This is a genomic window from Kineococcus rhizosphaerae, assembly GCF_003002055.1.
In the GTDB taxonomy this organism is placed as follows: domain Bacteria; phylum Actinomycetota; class Actinomycetes; order Actinomycetales; family Kineococcaceae; genus Kineococcus; species Kineococcus rhizosphaerae.
Window position 1 is genome coordinate 99,599 of sequence record NZ_PVZF01000006.1, and the last position, 11,886, is coordinate 111,484.

Below are 11,886 nucleotides of genomic sequence, written 5' to 3' on the forward strand. Positions count from 1 at the left end.
GCCCGTCGCACGACCGTAGACCGCGGCCGCGAGCGGCGCCACCGGTCCACGGCCGCTCGCCTACCGGTCCAGGGAACCGGACCGGGTGAGCTGCTCGGCGAGGTGGTGGAGCTTGACGTTGCGGTCCTGGCTGATGCGGGCCAGCAGGGCGAACGCCTGGTCGGCGTCGAGCTTGAACCGTTCCATGAGGATGCCCTTGGCCTGCCCGATCACGTCGCGGTGGCTCAGCGCCGTGGTGAGGTCGTCGAACTTCTGCGCGGCCGCCAGCGCCACGGCGGCGTGCGCGGCGACCATCGACCCCACGAGCTCGGACTCCCCGTCGAACGCGGCGGGCCGCGAGGACAAGAGATTCAGCCCACCCAGCGTGTTCTCGTGCACGAACAGCTGGAAGCACAGCATGCTGCGCACGCCCAGGTCGGCGGACTCCACGGCCAGGACCGGCCAGCGGGGGTCGTCGCGCAGGTCGTCGGTGCGCACCACGGCGTCGGCGAACATGGCGTCCAGGCACGGTCCTTCCCCGACCTCCTCCTGGAGCCGGTCGAAGGCCAGGGCGGTCTCGTCGGTGACGGCCGCGGACCACACCTGGCGCCGCCTGCGCACGAGGCTGATCGAGGCGTGCTCGACCCCGCCGATCAGGGCGGCGGCACTGGCGACGGCCTGCTGCACGACGTCGCGGGGCGCGGCCTCGGTCTGCAGCTCGCGGGCCAGACCCGCCAGGGCCGCGGCCAGGGGCACGTCGGAACCGGGGACGTCCGTGGTGAGCGGCTCGTCACGGACGACGCTGAGCCGCGAACTCGCGAGCCGCCTGTTCGCCTCGGATCGGGACACGGGTCCTCACTTCGCCGGGACGGCCGGCCGCTGCTTCGACCCGACGTCCCGCCCACCATAGCCCGCTCAGCCGGGCGCGGGCAGGGTGCTGCTCGGCGACCGCAGGTCCACGACGCCGGAACCGGGCAGGGAACCGCAGGGGGATCCGGGGAGAACCCGCGCCAGTGGTCACGACGGTGCGCGACCTCGGGGTGCGGGCCGCGCGCGGCCCGTCGGTGGCCGGGTCGCCGTGCTGACCGCAGGCGCCCTCGTCGAACCGGGCGGCGCCGACGACACCGTCGTCGCCGAACCGCGCGAGTCCCCGCCCGGGCTCCCGGGCCGGCGCTGGGCAGTTCCCCGCAGGCGCCTCGGTGGTGCGGCGCAGGGCGTTGCTGCAGGCCGGGGTTCTGCGAGCGGCTGCGGCTGAGGGCGGGGGAGAACTCCCGGCCACCGGTCTCGCCGCCCGCGGGAGGGCGTCGTGCCCCCGCACTCCGAGGCCCGTTCCGTCGCGCTGGAGGAGTCCCAGCGCACGTCGAGGGCCGGGGACCACTCACGCTCACCGTTTCCGGTTGCCGAGCGTGAGGGCCGGTGTTGGAGTGGTGCACGTCGGGTGCAGCAGCGTTTCGCCCAGGCCGGTACCTCACGGACCCTGGAGGGGGAACGCGCATGCCCGACGTCCGCGAGCAGTTGATCCACGACCACCTGGGCCTGGCCCGGGGGCTGGCCCTGCGCTACCGCCACCGCGGCATCCCCGACGAGGACCTCGAACAGGTCGCCCGGCTCGGGCTGGTCAAGGCCGCCGAGCGGTTCCGGCCCGAGGCCGGTCACGAGTTCGGCGCGTACGCGACGCCCACGATCACCGGTGAGCTGCGGCGCTGGTTCCGCGACCACGGCTGGTGCGTCCGGCCGCCGCGGCGCCTGCAGGAACTGCGGACGCGGATGATCCAGGAGACCACCACCGGGTTGAGCGAGCAGGAACTGGCCGCGCGCCTGGACGCCACCGTCGCCGAACTGCGCGAGGCGCACCGGGCCACGCACGCCTACTCCGCGCTCTCCCTGGACGTCCCCCGCCACGACGTCGCCGGCGAGGACGACACCAGTGCCCACGTCGACGACCTGCTGTCGCTGCGGACGGCCGTGACCGGGCTCAGCGACCGTGAACGCCGCATCCTGCACCTGCGCTTCTACGACGAGGCGACGCAGTCCGAGATCGCCGCCGAGCTCGGCATCAGCCAGATGCAGGTGTCCCGCCTCCTCGCCGGCATCCTGGCGCGGTTGCGTGTCGAGCTCGGCGTTCACGTGCCCGTGCGGGACGTCACCAGCCCCGTCCGCCGCCGCAGCGCGCCCGACGGGGCCCCCGCGTGGTCGCGCACGCCGTCGAGCAGTTCCACCAGGACGTCGCGCGCCGCGTGAGCGGGCCGCCACCCCAGCACTTCGCGCGCCCGGGTGGTGTCCATCACGGGGACCCCGTACCCCAGGTCCAGCCACCCGGGCTGCACGGGGTGCAGGTGCGCGCGGTAGGTGAGGTCCGCGAGCGCTCGCACGAGCTTGCGGTCCACTCCGACGAACCGCGGGGAGTTCAGCGACAGCGCCAGGTCCCGGTTCGTCAGGAGCGGTTCGTCGGCGACGTTGAACGCCCCGCCGGGGACGCGCTCGAGGATGCGGGCCAGCGCGTCGGCCAGATCGTCGGCGTGCACGACCTGGAACCGGAGGCGTTGCGGCAGCGGCAGGACGGGCAGCGGGACGCGCCGCAGGAGCCGCGTGGGGACGAGGGCACCCATGAAGTACCGGGCGATCTCGCTGCCGGCGTCGCGCTGGAACACCAGGGCGGGTCGCACACGGGTCACGACGAGTTCGGGGTGCTCGGCGACGACCTCGTCGAGGTACGACTCGACGGCGGCCTTCTCCCGGGAGTACTGCGAACTCTCGATGCCCGTCGCCGGCCAGTGCTCCTCGACCCGGCCGCCACCGAGCGGGTGGGTGGCGTACGCCCCGACCGACGACAGGTGCACCAGGTGCGGGACCCCGGCCTGCAACGCGGCGCGGACCACGTTGCGGCTGCCGCCGACGTTCACCCGGGTCATCTCCTGCGGGTCGCGCGCCGGCTGGATGAGCCAGGCCGTATGCACGACGGCGTCGACCCCGCGGAACACCTCGGCGAGCCGTTCCACGGCGCCGGGGCCGGCGACGTCGATCGACTCCCACTGCACGTCGGCGTAGACCCCCTCGAGGTCGGGCAGCCGCCGGCAGATCCCGACGACCTCCGTGCCCGTGCCCGCCAGCCGGCGCAGCAGCGCCGTCCCGACGTTGCCCGACGCCCCCGTGATCGCGACCCTCATCCGTGCACCCTCTCGTCCCGCTCCCGTGCGCCCTGCGGTCGCGGCGGGTACGCACCCGTCGGCCCGGGCCGTCCCACGTCCCCTACCCCGCCCGGGCCGGGCGAAACCCGCGCTGAGGGGCTGACCGTCGTCGCTCCGGCGGGTTTCGGCGCGCGCGGTGCCCCGGGGCGGCGTAGCACGGACCCATGCCCCTGCTGAGTTCGCTCTTCGACGCCCCCTCGCGCTGGACGGCGCTGGACCCCGTCGCCGCGCGCGCCAAGGACGTGGCCGACCGCCTCCTGCCCGGCGGGAGCGTCCGCGCCCTGCTGCACGGCCGTCCCGCGGGCCACCCCGCGCACCCGGCGCTGGCCCAGCTGCCGATCGGCACGTCCGTCTCGGCGCTGCTGCTGGACGCGGTCGCGACCGTGACCCCCGGCGGCGCGGCCCTTGAGGCGCCCGCGCGCGGGCTGGCGGCCGTCAGCGTCGCCGCCGTCGCTCCGACGGCGCTGGCCGGCTGGGCCGACTACGTCGACCTGCACCCCGACCAGCAGCGCACCGCGATCGTGCACGCGGCCGGCAACGCGCTGGCCGCCGCGCTGTGGACGGCGTCCCTGTTCTCCCGCCGGCACGGCCGGCTGCTGCGGACGGCGGGCACGTCCGTGGCGGGGGCGGCCGGGGCGCTCGGCGGGCACCTGGCCTACCGCTGGGCCGCGGGCCCGAACCACGCCGAGCACCTCGTGCACCTGGCCGGGGACGGCAAGGAGTTCAGCGACCTCGGACCCCTCGACGACCTGCCCGAGGGCCGCCCCGCGCTGCGCCGCATCGGCGACGCGCCGCTGTGCGTCCTGCGCCGGGGCGGGCAGGTGCTGGCGCTGACGGACACCTGCACCCACCTGGGCGCCGCCCTGCACGAGGGCGAGGTGAAGGGGACGGGTGCGGCCACGACCATCACGTGCCCCTGGCACGGCAGCGAGTTCCGCTTCGCCGACGGCGACGTGCTCGACGGCCCGGCCACGGCCCCGCAGCCCACGGTCGAGACGAAGGTCGCCGACGGCCGCGTCCTGGCCCGCGTCGTGGGGCCGCCGCTGTGAGCGGGACCCGTTTCCCGCGGCCGGGCACGGGTAGGAGGAACGTGTGAGAGCTCTGACGTGGCAAGGCAAGCGGTCGGTCGCCGTCCAGGACGTGCCCGACCCGGTGATCGTCGAACCCACCGACGCGGTCGTGCGGATCACCTCGACCGCGATCTGCGGGTCGGACCTGCACCTGTACGAGGTGCTGGCCCCCTACCTGGCCAAGGGTGACGTCCTGGGGCACGAACCCATGGGGATCGTCGAGGAGGTCGGGCCGGCGGTCACGAACCTCGTCCCCGGTGACCGGGTCGTCATCCCGTTCACGATCTCCTGCGGGCACTGCTGGATGTGCAGCCGTGGCCTGACGACGCAGTGCGAGACCACCCAGGTCCGGGAGAAGGGCAGCGGCGCCGCGCTGTACGGTTACACCTCCCTGTACGGGTCGGTGCCCGGCGGGCAGGCCGAACGGCTGCGCGTCCCGCACGCGGACTTCAACCCGATCAAGGTCGGCCGTGAGGGCGACGGCGGGGCGCCGGACGAGCGGTACCTGTTCCTGTCCGACATCCTGCCGACCGCGTGGCAGGGCGTGAAGTACGCCGACGTGCCCGAGGGCGGGACCCTCGCGGTCCTGGGCCTGGGACCGGTGGGGCAGTTCGCCGCCCGCATCGGCCGCCAGCTCGGCTACCACGTCGTCGGCGTCGACCCCGTGCCCGAACGTCGGGCGATGGCCGAGCGCAACGGCGTTCCCGCGATCGACCTCACCGACTCCTCGGGGGCCGACGTCCCCGGCCAGCTGCGCGAGCGCACCGACGGCCGTGGCCCGGACGCCGTACTGGACGCCGTCGGCATGGAGGCCCACGGCGGCGCCGAGGGCGTCGTCGCCAAGGCCGCGCAGACCGCCGTGGGCCTGCTGCCGGACGCCCTGGCGCAGAAGGTCATGGAGACCGGCGGGATCGACCGGTTGTGGGCGGTGCGGACCGCCGTCGACGCCGTCCGCCGCGGCGGGACGATCTCGCTGTCCGGGGTGTACGGCGGTGAGGCCGACCCGATGCCGATGATGACGATGTTCGACAAGCAGATCCAGCTGCGCATGGGCCAGTGCAACGTCAAGACCTGGATCGACGACCTCATGCCGTTCGTGGAGGACCCGGCGGACCCGCTGGGCATCGACGACCTCACCACGCACCGGGTGCCGCTGGAGGACGCTCCCGACGCGTACGAGATGTTCCAGGCCAAGCGCGACGGCTGCATCAAGGTCGTCCTGAAACCCTGACCGTCCTCGTGAGGCAGTTCCTCGCCCGGTGGCCCCGGCTGGGGCTGGCGGCGCGCACCGCGCTGGCCGCCACCCTGGCCTGGGTCGTCGCCCTGAACCTGCCCGGTGAGGTCCCGCACACCTACCCGTACTTCGCGCCGCTGGGTGCCGTCGTCGGGTCGTACTCGACGGTCCGCAGCTCGGTGCGGAACTCGGTGCTGGCCGTCGCGGGTATCCTGTGCGGTGCCCTGCTCTCACTGGGACTTTCGCAGGTCCTGGGCCGGGACCTGTTCGTCATCCCCGTCGTGGTCTTCCTGGCGACGCTGCTGGCCGGGTGGCGGGTCTTCGAGGGGCAGGGCAGCTGGGTCCTGACCGTCGGGGTGTTCGTGCTGGTCGCGGGTGCGCAGCACCCCGTCCGGTACGCGCTGGCGTACTGCACCCTGACCCTGCTCGGCGGGTGCGTCGCCGTCGCCGTGAACGCGGCGCTGCCCTCGGTCCCCCTGGCCCGTTCCGAGCGTGCCCTGCGGCAGCTGGCGGTGGTGCTGGCCGACCAGCTCGACGACCTGGCCGCGGGTCTGCGCTACGAAGACCCTCCGTCGGCGCAGCAGTGGGAGCAGCGGCTGCGGGCCGTCACGCCCGTGCGGGAGTCCCTGCGGGCCACCCGCCAGGAGACGGAGGAGTCGTTGCGGGGCAACGTCAGGGCCCGCCGGAACCTCGACCGCGTCCGGGTGCAGCACCGCGCCGGCGTGACGCTGGAGAACGTCGCGGTGCGGGTGGAGGAACTCTCCGAGCTGCTCGTCGAGGTGCAGACGCCGGCCGACCGCGGGGTGGCGCTGGAGGCCGGGCTGCGGTGGCCGACGGCCGCGGCGCTCGTGGCCCTGGCGCGGCTGCTGCGCGAGTACCCCGACGGCGACCCGGACGCGCGGGTCCTGGACGAGCGGCTGCGGTCGGTGCGCGGGCACGTGCAGCACCTGTCCGCGGTGGAGCACGCGGCGCACTTCCAGACCGCCCGCGACCGGCAGACCGCCGGGGCGGTCGTGACGTCGCTGCGGCGCTGCCTGGGTGCGCTCGACCCCGCTGCCGCCGAGACCCCCGACCCCGAGGGGGTGCCGCCGACGCCGTGGGCCCGCCCCGACCCGCAGCGGTTCACCCGCCACCGCGTGCGCCGCCCCTCCCACTGACCCCACTCCCTCCGCGATCGAGGAGACCCCCCCGGCGATCGAGGAAGTCCACGCAGCGATCGAGGAATCGCCCGCCCTCGTGGGAGCCTCTTCCTTGATCGCGGTGAGGAATTCCTTGATCGCGGTGAGGTGGAGCGGGTGCCGGGTTCACGCGCTGAGGTCGGCCGCGACCCCCTCGGGGGCACGGCCCACCAGCCGGTCGCTCGTGGTCACCGGGAACCGGGAGGACGCCAGCACCCGGGCGCCGGGCAGCGCGCGGACCCGGTCGGCGAGCGCCCGGTCCTCGTGGGCGGGCAGTGCGGGGAAACCCCCGGCGGCCAGGTACGTCGAGGCGCGGACCCCGAGGTTCGCGCCGTGGACGTGCACGTGCCCCGTGGCCCACTCCCCCGCCGCGTACCGCTCCCGCCACGCCCGGTGCGCCCCGGCGGGCCCGGCCAGCCGCACCGTGCCCAGCAGCAGGTCGACGTCGGCGGCGGCGATCTGCGCGTGCCAGCCCAGCCAGCCGGCGGGCACGAGGGAGTCGGCGTCCGTGCTGGCGATCCAGTGCTCGTCCGCGGGTTCCACCGGCCTGAGGGCCCGGGCGGCCCGGACCCCCGCGGCGCGCGCGGCCCCGACCTGGCCGGCCCCGCTGAGCAGCACGCGCACCCCCGCGGCGCGGGCGATCCGCTCCGTCCGGTCCTGGCAGCGGTCCGCGACGACGACGACGTCGACCGGGACGGGGCAGTGCCGGGCCGCGGCGGCCAGGGCGTCGAGGCAGGCGCCGATGGTCGTCTCCTCGTCGCGGGCCGGGACGACGACGGAGATCCTCACACCAGTCCCCCGGCCCGGGCGACCGAGACGACGGGGGCCGGGACGAGGACGTCGAGCAGGAAGTCCTCCTCCTCGTGACGGGCGAGCAGGTCCAGGCCCGCCGCGCCGCGCAGGGTCCGGTGCACCTCGTCCCCGGTGAGGGGGTAGTCCTCGACGAGGTGGCGCCAGTGGCAGGCCACCAGGACCCCGTCGGGGCTGAGGCAGGCCCGCAGCCGCTCGACGAGGTCGCGCAGGTCGTCGGGGTCGCAGTAGTAGGCGACCTCGGCCAGGACGACGAGGTCGAACTCCCCGTCGGGGAACTCCTGCGGGACCCGCGCCACCTGCGTCCGCACGTTCTGCGGGACCCTGGCCCGGGCGCGCTCGAGCGCGGACGGCGAGATGTCGACCGCGAGCAGAGATTCGCACCGTTGCGCGAGTTCCACTGAGAAGACACCTGCGCTGCAACCGATCTCCAGGCCGTTGCGGAACCGCTCACGCGGCAGCGAGGCCAGGGTCAGGGCACGTTTGCGCCGTTCGTACCAGCGGTCCTCGAAACCCCAGGGGTCGTCGCCGTGCTCGGCGTAGAAACCCTCGAAGAACTCCGCGCCGAGGCTGCGGGGGCGGCCGGCCCCCTGACCCGCGAGGAAGAACTCGGCGTCTCGGCCGAAGTGCTCGAGGACGCCCGGGGCCAGCAGCACCTCGTCGCCGGGTGCGGCCGACAGGGGTTCGGTCTGGGACACGTGCGCCGCCATCGCCTCCTGCTTGCGGCGGTGCGCGTCGGGGTCGAGGTCGAGGCTCACCCCGCGCGACCACGGGATCCGGACGTCACCGGGGTGCGACCAGTGCCACACCCACACCGGGTAGTGCACGCACCGCGCGCCCCGCTCGGCAGCCACCTGCGCGGCGACGGCCCCCGCGACGTCGTGGTCGGGGTGGCCGTCACCGGTCCACGGCGCGACGAGCAGGGTGCCGCCGCGCACGAGCCGGGTCAGCCGGGCGGCGAGGACGGCACGGTCCCCGCCCACCCCGCCGTCGGGGACGCGCAGCCGGTGCAGGTGCGCGCCGGGGGCCAGCGTCGAGACGGCGTGGCGCACCTCCTCGCCCCGGCGCTCGGCCAGCTCGCGGGGGGTCGTCGTCGGGGAGGCGGGGTGCGACCCCTCCCCGTCGGTGGCCACGACCACGTCGACGGGAAGCCCGCGGGCGGCGGCCGTGGCGATCAGCCCCCCGGCCCCCAGGGTCTCGTCGTCGGGGTGGGCGGCGACGACGAGGACGTGCTCGACCCCGGCCCAGTCGAGGGCGGGGACATCGCGCAGCCCGGGCCAGCGGGCCCAGTCCTGCTCGGGGGTCCCGGGGCTGTCGTGGGTGAACTCGTCGTGGGAGGAGCGGACGGCGGGGTCGTCGTTCACCAGGGCCACGAGGTGTCCTCCCGCCCGGCGGCGCCCACCGCGCGCCCGAGCGCGGCGACGTCGTGGTCGGCGTGGTGCTGGCGCAGGTAGACGGTGAGGTCGGCGACGCGGGCGGCGTGCGCCGCGTCGAACGCGAGGGGTGCCGGGCCGAGCGCGTGACCGACCTCGGTCAGCACGTCCTCGGCGGCCCCGGCCACGATCGAGCGGGTGCGCAGGGCCAGGAGCTCACCCGCGGTGCCGGTGGCCCGTCCGGCGTCCACGTCGTCGGCGGCGGCGTCGAGGGCGAGCCGGGCCGAGCGCAGCCGCAGGTCGACGGTCCCGCGCGAGCGTTCGGTGAGCGGGTCGTCCTTCGCGCTGCGCAGCAACGGCCCCGCCACCCCGGCGGCGCCGCCGAACCAGCACGCGGCGACCCCGATCCCGCCGTGGGCGAACCCCGGGCGACGCAGGTACCAGCCCGCCTCCCCGACGGGTTCGGCCGTCACGGCCTCGAAGCGCACCGGCCCGCTGGGGACGTCGACGAGCCCCCGGCTGTGCCAGGCGCCCTCCTCCACGTGGACGCCGGGACCGCGCAGGTCGACGGCGAACAAACGCCGTCCTGCCGGGGTGTGGGCGGTGACGAGGGCGTGGGTGAGCACGCCGGCCAGGGAGCACCAGGGTTTGCGGCCGGTCAGCCGGCCGCCGGAGGACTCCAGGACCGCGTCGGGGGCCTCGGCGGCGAAGACGCCCCACGTGGAGCCCTCGGGGACGGGAAGGCCGGCCTCGGCGAGGACGGCGACGGCGTCGAGGTGGGCCTCGACGACCCGGGCGACCGTCAGGTCCTGCTCGGCGAGGGTGGCCAGGACCTGCCAGCGGCGGCGGGTCCGGCCCGACGCGGGGAGCGGGACCTCGCGCGTGAGCCGTCGCGCGACGTCCAGCGCGGCCTCGACGGCGGGCGGGACGGTCGCTGGCGGGGACGGGGTGGACAACACGGACGACACGGCCGACCTCCGGTTCGAGCAGGCACGTGAACGGTTCCGCGACGGTCTGCACGGAAGGACGCCTGCACGCTAACCACGGCGCCGTCCTTCGGCACGTCAGACCACGAGCCGGCTCCAGACCGTCTTGCCGCCCGGGCGGGTCCGCACGCCCCACTCGTCGCTGAGGACCTCCACGAGGTTCGTGGTGTGGGCGTCGTCGGGCCCCACGGTGCGGAAGTGGGGCCCGTTGGGGTCGCGGTCGCTGACGGCGATCGTGACGCCGTCGTCGCCCTCGCACTCGATCCGCAGCACGACGGGCGCGGTGCCGTGGGTGACGGCCTCGGTGACGAGCTCGCTGACGAGCAGCTCGGCGTGCGGGCGCAGGAGGGAGGCGTGCTCGACGCACCAGTGGTCGTCGAGGAAGCGCCGCGCGTGGCGGGCCGCGGACCGGTCCACCACGACGGTGGACTCAGCTGCTGGGAACCACTCGCACATGGACGTCGATCGTCGCCGAGGATCGGCGTCCACGCTCGTCAGAACCCCGCGCGCCCGTCCGGGTCGGTCACGTCCCCGGTGACGTCCTCGATGACGTCCCCGGTGACGTCGAGGACGTCGGCGAGCGCCGTGACGTCCAGGAGGAACGCGACGGTCCGGCTGGGGGCGACGCTGACGCGCGCGGGGCGGGCGAGGACGGCGAGGCGGGCCAGGAACGCGGCCCCGGCGGAATCCATGAAGCTGACGCCGGTGGCCTCGACGTGCACGGCGTCCCCGCCGGCGCGCGGGCGGCTGCGCAGCAGGGTGCCGACGCGGGCGGCGGCCTCGTCGAGGTCGAGGCGCAGCTCGTCGTCGATCTCGCCGGAGAGGTGGACGAGGACGCGGTCGCCGTCGCGCTCGACGGTGACGAGCCCGTCGGGACGGTCCTCGCGCAGGTCGGGGGATCGTGGGGACGAAGGCTCCGGAGACGGCGTCGACACGCTGGTCCCTCCTCTGTGTGGTCCGCGTGGTCGTGCAGGCCCCGCCCTGTGCTCGAGCCGGTGCCCCGACCGTACCCCCACGGGAGGGTCCACCCCAGCCCCCCCGGGGTGGCCGTTCGCCCGACCGGCGGGCCCGTTCCGGTGCGACCGGCCGCCCCCACCCGGCACGGGGGCGGGCTCAGGCGCCGGCGATGAGCTCGCGCAGCGTCCGGAGCTGGTACGCCGACGTCTCCAGGGCCGTCTCGTCCTCGGCGAACACGTTGGACACGACGATCGCGTCCTCGCGGTCGAGGAACCCGGTGGCCTTGAGCGTGCCGAACAACTGCGCCCAGTCCACGTCCCCGGCGCCGATGCGCAGGTGCTGGTGCACGCGCGCGGCGTTGCCGGGCGGGTTGGAGATGTAGCGCAGGCCGTGCGAGCGGCGGTGGTCGAACGTGTCGGCCGCGTAGACGGCGCCGAGGCGCTCGCCGACCAGCGGCAGCAGGGTGGTGGCCCGGTCGCCGTAGTGGAACGTGTGCGAGGCGACGTAGACGACCCCGACGTGGTCGGTGTTCAGCCCGCGCACGACGCGCCACGCCTCGAGGCCGTCCTCGACGAAGTCGTCGGGGTGGGGGTCGAGGTTCAGCCGCAGCCCCTCGCGCTCGAGGACCGGGACGATCTCCTCCATGGAGCGGTAGAACGCCGCCTCGGAGTCCTCGGAACGTTCGGGCCGGCCGCTGAACTCGGTGTTGAGCACCTGCACGCCGAGGTCGACGGCGATCTGCAGGACGCGCCGGAGGTTCTTCACGGCCGCGACGCGCTGGTCCTCGTCGGGCCAGGAGATCCGCTGCACGGGCAGCAGGGACGTGATGGTGACCCCGGCGTCGGCGGCCGTCTTGCGCAGCGCCGCGACGAGGCCGTCGTCGGCCTTGGGGTGGCGGAAGAAGGGCGCGACGTCGGCGTGCGGGGCGAGCTGGAAGTGCTCGTACCCGGCGCGGGCCACCAGGTCCGGCAGCTCGAGCAGGTCGTGGTCGGGGTGGAAGGGGGTGGGGTCGAGAGCGATCTTCACCATGACGGGCGGGCCTCCGTGTCCGTGACTGCGCTGTCGGCGAGGGGCGTCCCTGCCTCGACGGACAGGATAGAGCCACGTACAG

Annotated in this window: 12 protein-coding genes; 4 read left to right on the forward strand and 8 right to left on the reverse strand. The window is 75.2% G+C overall.

What is annotated here, in order from left to right; all coding sequences use genetic code 11:
• Positions 1-60 precede the first annotated feature (60 nt).
• Complete coding sequence (locus CLV37_RS12990) at positions 61-828, reverse strand: GAF and ANTAR domain-containing protein (RefSeq protein ID WP_106210966.1); 768 nt, start codon at positions 826-828, stop codon at positions 61-63.
• 645 nt (positions 829-1,473) lie between these two features.
• Here CLV37_RS12990 and CLV37_RS12995 point away from each other — a divergent pair.
• Entirely contained in the window at positions 1,474-2,220 is a 747-nt protein-coding gene (locus CLV37_RS12995) for a sigma-70 family RNA polymerase sigma factor (RefSeq protein WP_106210968.1), read from the forward strand.
• Here the strand turns inward: CLV37_RS12995 and CLV37_RS13000 are convergent.
• Positions 2,103-3,146 carry an NAD-dependent epimerase/dehydratase family protein gene (locus CLV37_RS13000; RefSeq protein WP_106210970.1) on the reverse strand — a complete coding sequence of 348 codons (1,044 nt, stop codon included), beginning with the start codon at positions 3,144-3,146 and terminating at the stop codon, positions 2,103-2,105. The two genes, CLV37_RS12995 and CLV37_RS13000, sit on opposite strands and share 118 nt — an antisense overlap.
• Before the next feature lie 185 nt (positions 3,147-3,331).
• Here CLV37_RS13000 and CLV37_RS13005 point away from each other — a divergent pair, with 185 nt between their 5' ends.
• From CLV37_RS13005 to CLV37_RS13015, 3 genes are read left to right on the forward strand one after another with little or no spacing between them, the layout of a single operon-like run.
• Entirely contained in the window at positions 3,332-4,216 is an 885-nt protein-coding gene (locus CLV37_RS13005) for a Rieske (2Fe-2S) protein (RefSeq protein WP_106210972.1), read from the forward strand.
• Positions 4,217-4,259: 43 nt separating this feature from the next.
• Positions 4,260-5,468 (forward strand): zinc-dependent alcohol dehydrogenase, encoded by a 1,209-nt coding sequence (locus CLV37_RS13010; RefSeq protein ID WP_106210975.1) that lies wholly within the window; start codon positions 4,260-4,262, stop codon positions 5,466-5,468.
• An 8-nt stretch (positions 5,469-5,476) separates the two neighbouring features.
• Positions 5,477-6,628: an FUSC family protein gene (locus CLV37_RS13015; protein ID WP_106210978.1), complete on the forward strand. Its 1,152-nt coding sequence runs from the start codon at positions 5,477-5,479 to the stop codon at positions 6,626-6,628.
• Between the two features lie 147 nt (positions 6,629-6,775).
• Here the strand turns inward: CLV37_RS13015 and CLV37_RS13020 are convergent, their stop codons facing one another.
• From CLV37_RS13020 to CLV37_RS13045, 6 genes are all read right to left on the reverse strand, one after another.
• A complete protein-coding gene (locus tag CLV37_RS13020) occupies positions 6,776-7,438 on the reverse strand; it encodes a glycosyltransferase (RefSeq protein WP_106210980.1) in 663 nt (220 codons plus the stop codon).
• Positions 7,435-8,832: a bifunctional PIG-L family deacetylase/class I SAM-dependent methyltransferase gene (locus tag CLV37_RS13025; RefSeq protein WP_211298613.1), complete on the reverse strand. Its 1,398-nt coding sequence runs from the start codon at positions 8,830-8,832 to the stop codon at positions 7,435-7,437. The genes CLV37_RS13020 and CLV37_RS13025 overlap by 4 nt, the downstream gene beginning before the upstream one ends.
• Positions 8,820-9,800 (reverse strand): acyl-CoA dehydrogenase family protein, encoded by a 981-nt coding sequence (locus CLV37_RS13030; RefSeq protein ID WP_106210982.1) that lies wholly within the window; start codon positions 9,798-9,800, stop codon positions 8,820-8,822. The genes CLV37_RS13025 and CLV37_RS13030 overlap by 13 nt, the downstream gene beginning before the upstream one ends.
• A 96-nt stretch (positions 9,801-9,896) precedes the next feature.
• A complete protein-coding gene (locus tag CLV37_RS13035; protein WP_146149395.1) occupies positions 9,897-10,274 on the reverse strand; it encodes an ATP-binding protein in 378 nt (125 codons plus the stop codon).
• Positions 10,275-10,312: 38 nt separating this feature from the next.
• Positions 10,313-10,753, reverse strand: coding sequence for an STAS domain-containing protein (locus tag CLV37_RS13040; protein ID WP_106210986.1), 441 nt, complete (start codon positions 10,751-10,753; stop codon positions 10,313-10,315).
• Between the two features lie 178 nt (positions 10,754-10,931).
• Positions 10,932-11,804, reverse strand: a complete 873-nt coding sequence (locus CLV37_RS13045) for a sugar phosphate isomerase/epimerase family protein (protein WP_106210988.1) — start codon at positions 11,802-11,804, stop codon at positions 10,932-10,934.
• Between the last annotated feature and the right edge of the window lie 82 nt (positions 11,805-11,886).